15 protein-coding genes are annotated in these 14,909 nt (G+C 60.9%); 10 read left to right on the top strand and 5 right to left on the bottom strand.

Features of this window, described 5'->3' with window-relative positions; all coding sequences use genetic code 11:
• Positions 1–870 precede the first annotated feature (870 nt).
• From ACIOJF_RS07655 to ACIOJF_RS07645, 3 genes are all read left to right on the top strand, one after another.
• Positions 871–1,563, top strand: a complete 693-nt coding sequence (locus ACIOJF_RS07655; RefSeq protein ID WP_146112960.1) for a hypothetical protein — start codon at positions 871–873, stop codon at positions 1,561–1,563.
• Between the two features lie 22 nt (positions 1,564–1,585).
• On the top strand, positions 1,586–1,975 hold the full coding sequence (locus tag ACIOJF_RS07650; RefSeq protein ID WP_402741425.1) for a hypothetical protein: 390 nt from the start codon (positions 1,586–1,588) through the stop codon (positions 1,973–1,975).
• 798 nt (positions 1,976–2,773) lie between these two features.
• Positions 2,774–4,264, top strand: coding sequence for a SulP family inorganic anion transporter (locus ACIOJF_RS07645; protein WP_105656477.1), 1,491 nt, complete (start codon positions 2,774–2,776; stop codon positions 4,262–4,264).
• Positions 4,265–4,274: 10 nt separating this feature from the next.
• Here the strand turns inward: ACIOJF_RS07645 and ACIOJF_RS07640 are convergent, their stop codons facing one another.
• Positions 4,275–5,222, bottom strand: a complete 948-nt coding sequence (locus ACIOJF_RS07640) for a GGDEF domain-containing protein (RefSeq protein ID WP_166650757.1) — start codon at positions 5,220–5,222, stop codon at positions 4,275–4,277.
• Positions 5,223–5,446: 224 nt separating this feature from the next.
• On the opposite strand from ACIOJF_RS07640, the gene ACIOJF_RS07635 reads away from it, so the two are divergent.
• Positions 5,447–6,142 carry an EAL domain-containing protein gene (locus ACIOJF_RS07635; protein WP_402741424.1) on the top strand — a complete coding sequence of 232 codons (696 nt, stop codon included), beginning with the start codon at positions 5,447–5,449 and terminating at the stop codon, positions 6,140–6,142.
• Here ACIOJF_RS07635 and ACIOJF_RS07630 read toward each other — a convergent pair.
• From ACIOJF_RS07630 to ACIOJF_RS07620, 3 genes are all read right to left on the bottom strand, one after another.
• Positions 6,104–6,325, bottom strand: a complete 222-nt coding sequence (locus ACIOJF_RS07630; protein ID WP_286134077.1) for a hypothetical protein — start codon at positions 6,323–6,325, stop codon at positions 6,104–6,106. The two genes, ACIOJF_RS07635 and ACIOJF_RS07630, sit on opposite strands and share 39 nt — an antisense overlap.
• Positions 6,322–7,761, bottom strand: a complete 1,440-nt coding sequence (locus ACIOJF_RS07625) for a glycosyltransferase (protein WP_286134078.1) — start codon at positions 7,759–7,761, stop codon at positions 6,322–6,324. The genes ACIOJF_RS07630 and ACIOJF_RS07625 overlap by 4 nt, the downstream gene beginning before the upstream one ends.
• Before the next feature lie 201 nt (positions 7,762–7,962).
• A complete protein-coding gene (locus ACIOJF_RS07620; protein WP_402741423.1) occupies positions 7,963–9,576 on the bottom strand; it encodes an AMP-binding protein in 1,614 nt (537 codons plus the stop codon).
• Positions 9,577–9,926: 350 nt separating this feature from the next.
• Here ACIOJF_RS07620 and ACIOJF_RS07615 point away from each other — a divergent pair, with 350 nt between their 5' ends.
• The 5 genes from ACIOJF_RS07615 (at position 9,927) to ACIOJF_RS07595 (ending at position 13,551) form a co-directional block, all read left to right on the top strand.
• A complete protein-coding gene (locus ACIOJF_RS07615; RefSeq protein WP_105662373.1) occupies positions 9,927–10,838 on the top strand; it encodes a LysR substrate-binding domain-containing protein in 912 nt (303 codons plus the stop codon).
• The gene (locus tag ACIOJF_RS07610; RefSeq protein WP_402741422.1) at positions 10,819–11,940 is read left to right on the top strand and encodes an enolase C-terminal domain-like protein; all 1,122 of its coding nucleotides are present in this window, start codon (positions 10,819–10,821) and stop codon (positions 11,938–11,940) included. The genes ACIOJF_RS07615 and ACIOJF_RS07610 overlap by 20 nt, the downstream gene beginning before the upstream one ends.
• An 11-nt stretch (positions 11,941–11,951) precedes the next feature.
• Positions 11,952–12,230, top strand: a complete 279-nt coding sequence (gene catC, locus ACIOJF_RS07605) for a muconolactone Delta-isomerase (RefSeq protein ID WP_105656482.1) — start codon at positions 11,952–11,954, stop codon at positions 12,228–12,230.
• 193 nt (positions 12,231–12,423) lie between these two features.
• The gene (gene catA / locus ACIOJF_RS07600) at positions 12,424–13,281 is read left to right on the top strand and encodes a catechol 1,2-dioxygenase (protein ID WP_402741421.1); all 858 of its coding nucleotides are present in this window, start codon (positions 12,424–12,426) and stop codon (positions 13,279–13,281) included.
• A gap of 117 nt (positions 13,282–13,398) precedes the next feature.
• Positions 13,399–13,551, top strand: coding sequence for a hypothetical protein (locus ACIOJF_RS07595; RefSeq protein WP_332486434.1), 153 nt, complete (start codon positions 13,399–13,401; stop codon positions 13,549–13,551).
• A gap of 153 nt (positions 13,552–13,704) precedes the next feature.
• Here the strand turns inward: ACIOJF_RS07595 and ACIOJF_RS07590 are convergent, their stop codons facing one another.
• Positions 13,705–14,046, bottom strand: a complete 342-nt coding sequence (locus ACIOJF_RS07590; protein ID WP_332486432.1) for a DUF1801 domain-containing protein — start codon at positions 14,044–14,046, stop codon at positions 13,705–13,707.
• A gap of 253 nt (positions 14,047–14,299) precedes the next feature.
• On the opposite strand from ACIOJF_RS07590, the gene ACIOJF_RS07585 reads away from it, so the two are divergent.
• A complete protein-coding gene (locus ACIOJF_RS07585) occupies positions 14,300–14,800 on the top strand; it encodes a hypothetical protein (protein WP_105656484.1) in 501 nt (166 codons plus the stop codon).
• Positions 14,801–14,909 lie beyond the last annotated feature (109 nt).

The following is a 14,909-nucleotide window of genomic DNA, read 5'->3' as shown; positions in this document are numbered from 1 at the left end:
GTTGGGTGCCCACTTTAAGTGAGCTGCCCTACAGAGCTACTCGCCCTTTATTGAACAGATTGGATCAACGACCCGCCCTCTGGCCTCAATAGCGCCTTGCCCTTGTTCCACCTCGGAGGCACTACTTACCATGACGATACCCCACGTTCGGCAAACACTTGTTCCGGTCGATCGCAGCTCGCTCACCTGCAACTTTTGGCTCCGCTCACACACGCTTTCATGGATGGACATATCGAAAAGGGTATACATTTTGGCATTGAAAGTCGTTCGTGAATCTAACCCCGATTCGCCCCCCGGGGCTATCATGTCCTGAATTTCTCAATACTTTTATCCGCGGTCCTCGGCAACAGCCTGGTCCGTCCACAAGTCTTACGATCTAGGTGCCATCTGCGACCTGATTTAGTGACCCCGATGTGAATCGGTCGGCTGAGGGGCTAAGTCGAGCCTGTCCTATATGCATTAACGTCGGGCTTAAAACATCCGGAGTGACTGAATTGTGACTATTAATTTCGCTTGACTCCTATATCGCAGCTCCGGCTGACGGTTATGGGCTCCTTGTAAGCAGAACCTTATGTCTAACCATCGAGAAATACGAAGGCGCGGCCCAAGATCTCGTAACCAACGGCATCGACCGTGCGAAGGAGAATTTGGGCATCATGATTACGGCATGGAAGGAGAGCTGCGATCAGGGCTACCAGGGGTATCAGAATGGCCAAAGTTCCTAATAACCGCACCCCGCGGCCGTGGAACCTAAATTCCATGTGCGGACTTGGACCAATGGTAGATTCTCGAAAATCGGTTACACTACTATCGATAATAAAAACGTCCCATTCATATCTAAATGTTTAATATTCAACTTAGACCATAATGATGAAATTTTCCTTTGTCGCATTACCCCTTGCATTGTATTTGGTGACTGTATCGCCAGGGACGGCGCAAGCTGTTGAAACTCCGGTTGGCGAAACCTACACGTTGCAGCAGTCCTCGGAATACGCCCTTTCAACGAAAGATTTTTTCTCCGAAAAGACCTCTGCAGAATCCAACTACATTGAAGCGGCATCACCTGCCGAAGCAGTAGCCAAAATGAACATGATGGATGAACTGCGTCAAGCGGGATTCAACGTGGGGACCATGGCAAAGGTTAACTATGGGCCTTGCAAGATCGTGGCCGAAGGTTTTCACACCAGAAAATCCGGGAAGTACGAGACGGGTGGCTTCAAATCCACTACCTATTGCACCAAGAAAGTCACTGCGATCCACCATTCTTCCCAGGCACGTTTTAAGCGGCTTGCGTGGTGGGTCAAGGGTGGTCGCGCGATTGGCCAGCCAGCCCAAAAGATAAAAGCTGGTAAACATAATGGCACCTACTACCCGACTGTCTTCCAGCAGACAAATCACGCGCTGACATGTAAATCTGCAAAAACGACCACTTGGTCAGGTCGCACCCTCGGAACAATTGTCTACAATGGCAAGACTTACTATGCTGATGCTTATGCTCCTGTGCAGAAGGGGGTTCGATGCGCCTCTAAGCAATATCCTGACAAAAATCAAGAATCGTCTTAGATCGAAATATTCAGAGGAACTGATGGTTTTCGTTGTCTACGGTAAACAACCCAGCCCGTTTCCAGATCTAGAACACATAGAGCCAATAATTGCGATCGTGGCCAGTGAGCGTGAATGCTATGAGATTCAGGAAAAGTACCCAGAAACTCAAGTCAGCTGGGAAGCTCGGAAGGTCCAGAATACTGAAGGCATGGAACTGACAGGGGGCGGCATTCTGTATCTCACGCATACTACTTTATTGCCGTACGACGAGGATGGCGATGGGAATCCAATCTTCGGAATCATGGAGTCCCCACAGCCTACAGGCCTATATTGCAGTCGGGACACCGCTGAGCAAGAAGCACCGGGTCAATATCTGCACAGAGTCAGCCTCGGTGAAATAAACCTTCGCGGTGTCGGCGAGCTTTTGTGATAAGCATCCAGTTCCTTACGCCAGTATGTGAAGTTGCCGAACGTGAAAAGGGGGCAAACCAGGCGTGGCTTCTCAGCGTGATGATGGCCGCACCAAAGGAGACAGGTTGACCCGTACCGAACATCGCTGAAATTTTCAGCATTGCTCATGCAACCGACTGTCAGACCAGCAGACGAGCCATCGAGCCTACAATTCAATATTGTGATTCAGACACTGCATTTGGCCTCCGGTCATGTGGCATGCCGATGGAGGCCATACGATCTGGTTCAGCAGTTAAAAAAGTCGGCTGTGCCTACCGTGCGCTTCAATTTCTCCGACTTAGACCCACAGCAGGGTTGTGACGGCAATTTTGATATTCACCCCTCACCGGCACCAAAGTAACGATTCGCAGGACCGCGCAGCACTGATGAAATCCGTGCGAACAAAGTACCGACCTTCCTCCATGTGGATTCGAGCATGCACCGCTCGTCACCACGAAACTTCGACAGCGGAATGGAAATCTCGTCGATAGGAACATTCAGTAGTCGTAACCACAACCCACCGTGGATTGATTGGCTCCGCAGCGTAATTTGGCAGGAAACGGTGCTTTCTCAGTAAAGACCTCGTGGAGAGTACCAGGCCTGGGCTCTGACTGTTGAGCAATCTGTTCATTCTCCCAACCGGCGAGCGCGTACCTCCCGAATGACGGTCAGCGCCTGCGTCCGATCTGCAGCCCTGAGCCCAATCGGGCATAGGTGCGATAACGTAGACGGGTTCCCAATTTCCCTTCCCTGGGACATCTGACGAAACGGAGCCCCGGTGAGTACCGCGACCGCTGAACTGACGCCCCTGCAACGACAGTCGGTGCTGCGCACCCTGAAGTCCCCGCGATTGCTCAAGACAGAGCTGCTCGCCGGCCTGGTAGTCTCCCTGGCACTGATCCCCGAGGTCATCGCCTTCACCGTGATCGCCGGAGTCGACCCGCGCGTGGGCATCTTCGCGTCCTTCACGATGTCGGTGGTCATCGCGATCACCGGCGGGCGCCCGGCGATGATTTCGGCAGCTGCCGGCGCGGTGGCTCTGGTGGTCGCACCGCTGGTGCGCACCCACGGGGTGGAGTATCTCTTCGCCACGGTGGTCCTGGCCGGCATCATCCAGGTATCACTGGCGCTGCTGGGCGTGGCCAAGCTGCTGCGCTTCATCCCGCGCCAGGTGATGATCGGCTTCGTCAACGGCCTGGCCATCTCGATTTTCTGGGCGCAGATGCCCGAGCTGCGCAATGTCCCGTGGATGGTCTACCCGCTGGTGATCCTGGGCGTGGCCATCGTGTGCTTCTTCCCGAAGATCACCAAGGCGGTTCCGGCTCCGCTGATCGCCATCGTGGTGCTCACCGCGATCACCATCTTTGCCAAGGTCGCCGTTCCGACCGTGGGCGGCAAGGGCGAACTGCCTGATTCGCTGCCGATCTTCCACCTGCCCGGGGTGCCGCTGGACCTGGAGACCCTGCAGATCATCGCGCCCTACGCGATCGCGGTGGCCTTCGTGGGGCTGCTCGAATCGCTGCTGACCGCCAAGCTGGTCGATGACATCACCGATACCCCGTCAAGCAAGACCCGCGAGTCCTGGGCACAGGGCACCGCGAATATCGTCACCGGCTTCTTCGGCGGCATCTGCGGCTGCGCGATGATCGGCCAGACCATGGTGGGCGTGAAGGTCTCCGGCGGGCGCACCCGCATCTCCACCGCCTTCGCCGGCATCTTCATGCTGCTGCTCGCGGTGCTGCTCGGCGACATTGTCGCGCAGATTCCGATGGCGGCCCTGGTGGCGGTGATGATCGTGGTTTCGGCGACCACCTTCGACTGGCATTCCATCCGACCGAGCACGCTGAAGATGATGCCCAAGAGCGAAACCTTCGTCATGGCCATCACCGTGGCGCTCACCGTGATCACCAGCAACCTGGCCATCGGCGTGGGGGCGGGCATCCTCTCGGCGATGGTGCTTTTCGCCAATCGCGTGGCGCATATGGTCACCGTGGATCGCAGCGCAACCCCGGATGCCGCCGTGTACAAGGTCAACGGCGAACTGTTCTTCGCCTCCTCGAACGACCTGTACACCCAGTTCGACTACGCGCAGGACCCCGAGAAGGTCATCATCGACATGTCCGATTCGCACCTGTGGGACGCCTCGACCATCGCCGCCCTGGACTCGATCCGCACCAAGTACCAGAACTACGGGAAAACCGTGGAAATCCGCGGCCTGAACGAGGCCAGCCAGAAGATGCAGGACCGCCTGGGCGGGAAGCTGAACTAGGGCACGGAGCTCAGCTTCCCTCCGCGCTCTTTCCGCGTTCGGCCGTCCGCAGGCGCTTGGAGGAGTACATGTCCCGGTCGGCACGGAGAATCATCGTGCTCAAGTTGTCATCCGTGCGGGCTTCTGCCGTTCCGAAGCTCCACGCCAGCGGCGATGTAAGCTCGATGCGCTCCATCAGCACCTGAGCCTGGCCACGGGTCGTATTAGGGAAAACCAGCACGAATTCATCGCCGCCCAAGCGGCTGACCAGGTCCCCGGCCCGCGTGGCACTGCGCAGATGCCGCACCAGTTGCTTCAAGGCAAGATCCCCGGCTTCGTGGCCGCCTTGGTCGTTGATCTCCTTGAATCCGTCCAGGTCCAGCAGCGCCACAGCCAGGGGCCTGCGGTATTTCCGGGAGGAGAGCAAGGCGGCATCGCCGCGCACGGCCAGCCCGACGCGGTTCAAGGCCCCGGTCAATGCGTCGATCTGGGTTTGCTGGCGGAACCGGCGCTTGACGTAGAGGCCGACGAACATCCCGGCGACGGTGAAGAAGACCAAGCTCAGCACGTTCAACAGCCCGCTTTGGTGCTCGGTGCCCACAGCAGGGCCGAAGAACACCGAGTAGGGAATCGTGAAAGCCATGATCGGGTAGATGGTCCACCGGGTGACGGCCGGGGGAAAGAGCCACGACATGTACAGTGCGATGAGCGGAAATTCCTGGAGCCTGAAGACGATCTGCTCATGGTTTAGCGAAAAACCCACGAAGACCACGAAGGCCGACAGTTCGGCCAGGGCCCCGAGATAGGCGATCCACAACGGAAAACGATCCAGCATCCACCACACGGCGATCACCAGCCCCAGCGCCCCGGCAACCCTGGCTACCGCCAGCTTCTGGAAGAGCGGAGAGCTGAAATCATTGCCCAGGTTGACCACATAGAAAAGCAGCAGGAAAACTGCCACCATCCCTGTGACAGCCACTTCCAATCGCTTGATGCGGCGGAGCCTGGCTGGCAGGAACCGGCTCCACCAAATTCCGTCGTCGTTTGACCGCCGATCCATTGTCCTCGGCATGCCATCACCCGCTTTCTCTTTAATTCATCTTAACCGCGTGATCCCGGCCAGTGGCGCGGTAAGATCTCATTCGTAGCAACAGCCTAATCAGCAATCAAGTTGCCAGCCCATACCGCCAGGTTAGGTAGTCCATGAAGTTCGTATTCCAGCCATTGATCAACCTGCGTTCCACAACGCTGCTGGGTTTCGAGGCACTGGCGCGCTTCAGCGACGGGCGCAGCCCTGACGAGCATTTCTCCGCGGCCCGGACCGAAGGCAACCTGGTAGAACTTGAGCTTCGCGCTCTGGAGCGCATTGTCGAATCCAGCCAAGGCCTGCCCGACGGGCTGCTGCTCACCATGAATGCTTCGGGTCCAGCGATCAGGGCGTTCGCGCACTCAGAGCCGGCACTCGATCCCCGGCTGCTCTGGGGCCTGGAACTGCACGAGCAGTCCGCGCCGGAAGTTTGCGATGCCGCCCGCATCCATGCAGATGAGCTCGGCTGCCTGCTGCTGGTTGACGATGCCGGCATCGGCTATGCAACGCGGGGGCGCATCCTCCGGCTGAAGCCGCACATTGTGAAGCTGGACCGTTCGCTTTTCATCCGCTACCTGGCATCGACGCAGGCTCGCGAACACGTTGGCATCCTGCTGGCCGCTGCCCGCGAGATCGGTGCCAGAACTCTGGTCGAGGGGATCGAAACCGGTGAACATCTGGATCTGGCCCGGAAGCTGGACTTCGACTATGCGCAGGGCTTCTATTTCAGCCCGGGCATAGAGCTTGCGGGGTTGCCAGCTGCGATGCATGAGCTACACGGACGCCTCGGGATCGATATTCCGGGTTTCTGAGCGCCGTTCCCGTCCCCGCGAGCTGCGGATCCGGATCACCGGCAGCAGCTTGGCCAGTCCCAGGACCAGATAGAGCACGGTGTTGATCGCGACGAACGAAGCGAGCACCGCGAACCAATCACTGAGCAGAACGCTCTCGGGAAGAATGATTCCATGTGGAATCTGGACGAGGTGATTCATCATGAGGTGCTTTCCTTACGTGCGGCGCCCGCGTGGTCGACGTGCTTCCAATCCGCGCTCCGGGCAAACGCGATATCCCCTACGCCCTTGAGGAACGCAAGGTCCAGGAAGGCGTCATAGACCAATTCCGGAATCACCAGCGCGGCGATGATCCTGGCTTTCCAGCCGCCGTGCCAGACCGTGACCACGCGCTCGACAGCGAAGAGCGCTCCAAGCAGCATCCAGAAGGGGAACCACACCCAGTTGTCCATGGAGACCAGCATGATGATCATCAGCGCGAAATAGCTGAACAGCGCGATCACGCCGTAGCCGATGCCGATCTGCTGGGCCCAGTACCGCGTGGTCTGCGGGGTGACTCCGTACGCGCCCAGGTTCTCCAAGGCGCCGCGCTGCCAGCGCAGCCGCTGCGCCCACAGCATCTTCCAGTTGGGCATCAGCTCGGTGACCACCGTGCAGTCCTGCGGCGATGTGGTCAGCGCGCCGAGGGTTTTCAGCGCGATGGTCAGTTCGTTGTCTTCGGTCAGAGCCTCCGTGTCGTAGACCTCGCCGCAGGTGCCCGGCAGCATGCTCCCGCGCGCCGCAGCCACTTCGCGCAGGGCCGTCGCGCGGAATACCGAGGCCGTTCCGGTCAGCACGAAGACCCGGCCGTCGCGACGGCCGATTTCGCGTTGGTAGCGGGTGTACTCATTGCGCTGGAACTGGCCGATCAGCCCATGGCCCTCTTCTCCGTGGAACAGCCCGCCCACGGACATCAGCGCGCGGTCCCAGGTGAAGCGGTCCCGGGCGGTTGCCAGGAAGTCCGCGCCGATCTGGCTGTCGGCATCCATCACCATGACGCAGTCGTTATCGCCCATCCCGGGCAGGATGGAGTGCAGCGCCTGGTTCAGCGCGCCGCCCTTCTTGTGCTTGTTCTCCACCGATTCGAACACCTCGACCCCGTGCTCGCGGGCAACTTGCACGGTCCGGTCGGTGCAGTTGTCGGCAACCACGATGATGCTCGAGGGGGCAAAGCTCTGCTCTTCCAGTGCTTTCAGGGTGTACGGCAGGGAGGCTTCTTCATTGTGCGCCGGGATCAGCACGGTCACGGTCACCGGCCCGGCGTAGATGCCCCGCGTCCGGGCCATCACCGCTTTGGGCGCCAGCGGCCGGCTCGATTTCTGGATCGGCGTCCGGCGATAGCGCCAGGTGACAAAGCGTTCGCCCAGGACCACCAGCAGCACCAGGAAGACTGCTGCGGCGACGGCGAAAGCGAGGATGGACAGATCCGGCAGCTCGGTGCTGTAGAAAGTAGTCCAGAGTTTTCCGATATGGACCTCGATCGGGTTCCACATCAGCGCAGGCTTCCCGCTCATGCTCAACGCCCAGGCCAAGAGCGAGGCCGCGAGAACGACGATCAAAATGACAGCGATGCCCACTAAGCGGCTGAAATGTTTCTGCAAGTACGCGCCCCATTCACGTTCGGATTCCTTGGCAACCCCTGGCCTGGACCTGATCTGGATCAGCGAATCATGCCGGGCTTGCCCAAGGCAAGCTACTTGGAAAACTAGCAGTCGGAAAAATCATCGACGCAGTATTTATGTCCAAGGTCACCTCCACCCAAAGCAACGCTGTGCCTTGCGCCCCTGCCTGGTGGCATTTGGCTACAGTTCGAGCACTTTCGCCGCATCCTCGCGCAGCTGGTTCTTGCGGATCTTCCCGGTGACGGTGGTCGGGAAATCCTGCAGGATCTGCACGTAGGCGGGGATCTTGTAATGCGCCAGATGCCCGGTGCAGTATTCGCCGATGGCCGCGACGTCCAGGGGTTCGCGGCCGTCCCTCATGCGGATGCAGGCGCAGATCGCCTCGCCGTACTTCTCATCGGGCACCCCGATCACCTGCACGTCCTCGATATCCGGATGCTTGTAGAGGAATTCCTCGATTTCCGCCGGGTAGATGTTCTCCCCGCCGCGGATCACCATGTCCTTGATGCGGCCCACGATGGTGCAGTACCCGTCCTCGCGCATCACCGCCAAGTCGCCGGTGTGCATCCAGCCCTCGTCGTCGATGGCCGCCCGGGTCTTGTCTTCGTCGTTCCAGTAGCCGAGCATCACCGAGTAGCCGCGGGTGCAGTATTCGCCGGTTTCCCCGCGCTGGAGGGTTTCCCCGCTCACCGGGTCCACCACCTTGATTTCCACATGCGGGTGCACCCGGCCGATGGTGGAGGTGCGGCGCTCGATATCGTCGTCGCTGCGGGTCTGGCAGGAGACCGGCGAGGTCTCGGTCATGCCGTAGGCAATGGACACCCCGTCCATGCCCATCTCGTCGATGCAGCGGCGCATCACCTCGACCGGGCAGATGGATCCGGCCATGATGCCGGTGCGCAGCGACGAGAGGTCGAAGACCTTGAAATTGGGCAGGTTCTGCATGGCGATGAACATCGTGGGCACCCCGTACAGGCCCGTGCACTTCTCCTCCGCCACTACCCGCAGCGTGGTGTCGGCTTCGAAGCCCGGGGCCGGGATGACGATGGTCGCGCCCCGGGAGGTGCAGCCCAGGTTGCCCATCACCATGCCGAAGCAGTGGTAGAACGGCACCGGGATGCACAGCCGGTCATGCTCGTCCAGGTCGATCATGCCGGTGACCTGGTAGCCGTTATTCAGGATGTTGCGGTGGCTGAGCACCGCGCCCTTGGGGTAGCCGGTGGTGCCCGAGGTGTACTGGATGTTGATCGGATCCCCGGGCTTGGTGGCCGCCAGATGCCGGGCCAGCTCCTCGTCGCTGACCTGCTCGCCCTCGGCCAGCAATTGCGCGAAGTCCCCGGTGTCCACGTAGACCACGCGTTCGAGGCTCGGGGTGTCGGCGCGGGTCGCCTCCACCATCGAACGGTAGTTGCTGGTCTTGAATTCGGAGACCGCCAGCAGCAGGCGCACCCCGGAGTGGTTGACCGCGTAGGCGTATTCGTGGGTGCGGTAGGCAGGATTGACGTTGACCAGGATGACGCCGATCTTCGCGGTGGCGTATTGCGCGAATACCCATTCCGCGCAGTTAGGCGCCCAGATGCCCACCCGGTCTCCCGCCTCCAGGCCGGCGGCCAGCAGGCCCTTGGCCAGGGCGTTGATCTGCGCATCCAGGTCACTCCATGACCAACGCCGTCCGCTGGCCGCTTCCACCAGTGCTTCTGCCGGGCCGAAGCGGGCAGCGGTGCGTTCGAAGTTGGCTCCGATCGTCTCTTCGATCAGCTGCGGTCCGCTCTCGCCCTGGGCATAAGCCTTCATCTGCGTACCCCTTCATGGATCGCCTCGTCGGAATTGGCGCGGACACGAAACATGTGCCCAGCGTCACATTCACACCCTAGCCGCGAGCTGTCCCGCTGCCAAGCGCCAGGAAGGAGCCATGCTGGTGGCCAAGTGGCGACATGGGGCCGTGGCGGTCCGTGGCAGTCCAGTGCCTCCCGGCATGATTCAGGTCTGTAAATCAATCGTCGAATACAGTGCGGCCCAGTCATTCATACTTGTAGACTCTCAATCGACCCAGAATAAGTATTTCACCCTCTTGGACCGCCGCGTTAGAGTTGCCAGCAAGCGTCTTCTGCGCATTCGACGCGCGGTCCGACGATCGGAGCACCATGGACACGAGACTACTTCGCTACTTTGTCGCCGTCGCCGAAGAACGCCATTTCGGCCGCGCAGCGGCGCGCCTGCATATCGCGCAGCCCCCGCTCTCCCAGCAGATCAAGCAGCTCGAAGAGACCCTGGATACCCAGCTGCTGATCCGCACCACGCGCAAGGTGGAACTGACCAACGCCGGTGAGCTGCTGCTGCGCCGCGGGCGCATCCTGCTTGCAGAGCTCGACCAGCTCTCCCGCGATGTGCGCACCGTGGGCCAAGGCGCGCTGGGCGTGCTGCGACTGGGTTCCACCGGCAGCGCCACCTCGCGCATCATGCCCAAGCTCATCGAAGCCAGCTCCCAGCAGATGCCGGGCCTGCAGCTGAATGTGCAGGGCGAAATGCTCACCCCGCAGATGGTCGAGGGACTGGTCGAGGGACGCCTGGACCTGGCCATCCTGCGCCCGCCGGTGCGCGGCACCGAGGTGGACTACATGCTGCTGGACCGCGACCACCTGGCCGTGGCGCTGCCGCTGGGCCACCCGCTCGCCGCCCACGATGAGCTGGACCTGGAACAGCTGGCTGGCGAGAAGTTCATCTGCTACCCGCCATCCTCCGCGGTGAACAACATCATCATGGACTCCTGCCGCCGAGTGGGCTTCGCCCCGCAGATCGCGCAGGTGGCCAGCGAGACTTCCACCCTGCTCACCTTCGTCGCCGCGGGCCTGGGCATCGGGTTGCTGCCCACCACGCACTACCTGCCGCACAGCACCCGGATCACCTTCCGGCCGCTGCGCAACGCACCGGCCGTCGACCTGGCGATCGCCTGGAAGGCCGGCAACGAGTCTGCGCTGGTGCGCAACTTCCTGGAACTTTGCACATTGCTCAACCCCCTAGAAAGGCTGGACCCCGATGCGAATCCAGCGGATTGAAACAATCCCCTACGCCATCCCCTACAACCACCCGCTGCGCTTTGCCAGCGGCGAGGTGCACACCGCCGAGCACGTGCTCATCCGCGTGCACACCGACGAAGGCGTGATCGGCACCGCCGACGCCCCGCCGCGCCCGTACACCTACGGCGAGACGCAGAAGTCCATCGTCGCGATCGTGCAGGATGTCTTCGCCCCGCAGCTGATCGGCCTGGAGATCATGGACCGCGCCAAGATCCGCCAGGTGCTGGATAGGACCATCCACAACCAGGTGGCCAAGGGCGCGATCGACATCGCCGTCTGGGACGCCATCGGCCAGGCGCTGGGCACGCCGGTGCACAAGCTGCTCGGCGGCTTCACCGACTCGATGCGCGTGAGCCACATGCTCGGCTTCAAGCCCGCCCAGGCGCTGCTCGACGAGGCCCTGCGCTTCGGCGAGCAGTACGGCATCACCACCTTCAAGCTCAAGGTCGGCCGCCGCCCGCTCGCCCCGGACATCGAGGCCTGCCGCGTGCTGCGCGAAGGGCTGGGCGAGGACGTGGAGCTCTACCTGGACGCCAACCGCGGCTGGAGCGCGAACGAGTCCATGGAGGTGCTGCGCCAGACCGAGGGCCTGGGTCTGACCATGCTCGAAGAGCCGTGCGATGCCAAGGAAGCGATGAGCCGACGCCGCCTGGTCGAACGCTCCCCGATCCCGATCGTCGCCGACGAGTCCGCGCCCACCGCGGGCGATGCCTCGCGCGAGCTGCTCTCCGGCGGCGCGAACGCGATCTGCATCAAGACCGCCCGCTCGGGCTTCACCGAAGCCACCGAAATCCTGGGCCTGTGCACCGGGCTGGGCGTGGATGTCACCATGGGCAACCAGATCGACACCCAGGTCGGTTCGCTGGCCACGGTGACCTTCGGCGCGGCCTTCGAAGCCACCAGCCGCCGCGCCGGCGAATTGTCCAATTTCCTGGACATGGCCGATGACCTGCTCGCCGAGCCGCTGCAGATCGTCAACGGCCGCATTCCGGTACGCACCGTGCCCGGCGTGGGCGCCGCCATCGACGAATCCAAGCTGGCGCGCTACCGCCAGGACCACGTGCTTTCCACCTCGAACTAAAGGAGATCCCCATGTTGTTCCTCGCCCGTATGGACGTTGTTTTCCCGGACCACCTGACCAATGAGCAAGTCGCTGACTTCCAGGCCCGGGAAAAGGAGTACTCCGCAAGCCTGCAGCGCAGCGGCAAGATGCAGGGCATCTGGCGCGTGGTCGGCGAGTACGCGAACCACTCGCTGTACAACGTCGAATCCAACGACGAACTGCACGAAATCCTCAGCGGCTTCCCGATGTACCCGTACATGAAGATCAAGGTCACCGCGCTGGCCAAGCATCCGAATTCGCTGGCCTAGGACTTTTCCGGACCGGCGGATTCCCTCCGTGTCCCAGCCCACAAGCATTGATATTCAAAACGTTCCAATGGCCGACAAATGAGTATTTCACTTGGCATAGACGCTGCACTACATTGAATATCAATCACCCGGGATGATGGGGGTCACAGTATGGATCCGCATCCGCCACACCACATAATTTAGGGGAGTCACCATGACCACTGAAACTCCAGCAGACGCAACTGCAGCCAAGTCCGGCAACGCCGCCACCGACAGCTTCCGCAACTCCGGCAAGCTCGGCAGCATCGCGACCTCCACCGAGCGCGTGAACATGCTTGCTTCCAAGCTCGTCAAGGCCGCCAACGACATCATCCTCGAAGAGCGCGTGAGCTACGACGAGTTCAATGCCCTGAAGGCATGGTTGATCAAGGTTGGCGACGACGGCGAATGGCCATTGTTCCTGGACGTGTGGCTGGAGCACTCGGTGGAAGAGGTCGCCACCGACCACCGCGAAGGCAACAAGGGCTCGATCGAAGGCCCTTACTACGTGCCCGAAGCGCCTTCGCAGAACACCCCTGCCACCATCTCGATGCGCGAGGACGAGAAGGGCACCAACCTGCTCTTCCAGGGCCAGGTCCGCTCCACCGACGGCTCGGCGCTGAAGAACGCCAAGATCGAGCTGTGGCACGCAGACGAACAGGGCTTCTACTCGCAGTTCGCCCCTGGCATCCCCGAGTGGAACCTGCGCGGCACCTTCATTGCTGACGAGGAAGGCAACTTCCAGATCAACACCATGCAGCCAGCCCCGTACCAGATCCCGACCGACGGCGCCTGCGGCCAGCTGATCGCCGCCGCCGGCTGGCACGCGTGGCGCCCAGCGCACCTGCACCTGAAGGTCTCCGCCGAGGGCCACGAGTTGCTCACCGCCCAGCTGTACTTCCCGGGCGATGCGCACAACGACGACGACATCGCCACCGCGGTGAAGCCGGAACTGATGCTCGACGTGCACCCAGCAGCATCGGGCAACGGCAAGCAGGTCACCTACGACTTCGTGCTCGACCCTGTGAAGTAAGCCCCAGCGCGCCTCAACACGGCGGGGGTCCCGGCAGCATTGGCCGGACCCCCGCCGTTGCCGTACCCGGAACCTCGACGAACGGGCGAACACCCGCCAATCCAATGGGAGCGCAGCATGAATGCTTCAACACTGAACGATCCAGCCGGGAAGTTCCAACCCCAATCCATCGCGCACCGAGCTGCCGATGCCAGCGAACCCCAGAACCACTGGGCCTGGACCGGATGGATGCCAGAAGAGGAGCACGGCACCTCGATGCTTGCCGCCTAGGCTTTTGCCCTCAGTACTACCGACGCGAAGCGGAAGGTCCCGACAGCAATGACGCTGCCGGGACCTTCGGCGCACTTGAGGACGGACTCCAGGCAATGCGGCTGCCTGCAGCGGGCGCACTGTTCATCTTGCGGCCAGCTAGCTTGCTCGGGATCAGCCCGCGGCCTTCTTCACCAGGTCCCGGATCCTGTCTTCCGTTGCAGAATCCAGCGAGGTGATAGTCCATGCAACTGGATGCATGTGGGAGCCTTCCTCGTAGGCAGGATTCACGACTTCTCCAAAACCGAAAGCTACGAAGTCCTTGTCAGGCTTGATGTAGCAGACGTCTTTGCCATCCCGGACGTAAAACGGAAGTCCCCAGCGGACGATCGGCTCCAGCGATGGTGCGCTCTGCATGATTATGGTGTGAAGCCGTTCGGCAATCTCGCGATAGGGTGCTGGAGCTGTGCTGAGCTTGGCCAGAACTGCGGCGTCGCCTTTTTTGGTGAAGATCATCCCTAGTCTCCTTCTAACGGTTGGCGCCTCATTGCGGCGCTGGGTGGTATCGCTCGCGCGATCGCTTTGGGCTCCCGATCGGCACATAATGCACCTTACCGACTAAGGGCATCTGATTCACGGATTCTTGCACTGGAATACAGGCAGCTGGCCTCAGGACAGCTTGATCGTGCAAGGAAGTAGCATGGACGCCCAACTCATACGCGTATTGGTTATCCCACCGAGTTGACTAGTGCACTGTTAGGCTACTGACATGCGTAAACTTCTAGCCATCTCCGGGTTCGCCATGATCGTGGCTTACGCGGCTTACGGCTCACTGCTCATGAACAATTGGGCCGTGACCGCAGCAAGTGGACTCTCCCTCGATGAAACCATTTCCGAGATGGCCTCAATGGACCAGAATTACGACTCGCTTGGAGGGTGGGTCTTCGCAGCCACTGGAACCGCCCTCGCCATTTCTTGGCTCGTTCCGGTAGTTTCCGCCGGACGCAAGCTGCCCGCCTGGGCGGCTATCGGAGCTTGGAGCCTGATCATTGCCTTAGGCGCACCGGCTTATTTCTTCGCTTCCTTCGCCAATATGAACTCGGTGGGCGACACCTTTGCCGATTGGAACGCCGATGCCGCCGCGGATCTAGCCGCACCCCTGTACATGGCCAGCGTCCTCGCCTTTGCCATACTCGCAGCCATGGCAGCCTTTGGCATCCGAACTGCCTTCACCCGCCCGCCGCGCCCCCTGCATCCAACTAGCAACTAGCACGGCACCCATTACTGCCTTCCCTGATCTAGCGATTTTCGCGCCGGAATCACGCTTAATCGCATTCGTATAAACTTTCTAGAACTTATCCACAATTGGTTTCGAACCA

The organism is Glutamicibacter sp. NPDC087831 (assembly GCF_044742845.1).
Classification (GTDB): domain Bacteria; phylum Actinomycetota; class Actinomycetes; order Actinomycetales; family Micrococcaceae; genus Glutamicibacter.
This window is presented reverse-complemented; position numbering and strand designations above follow the sequence as displayed.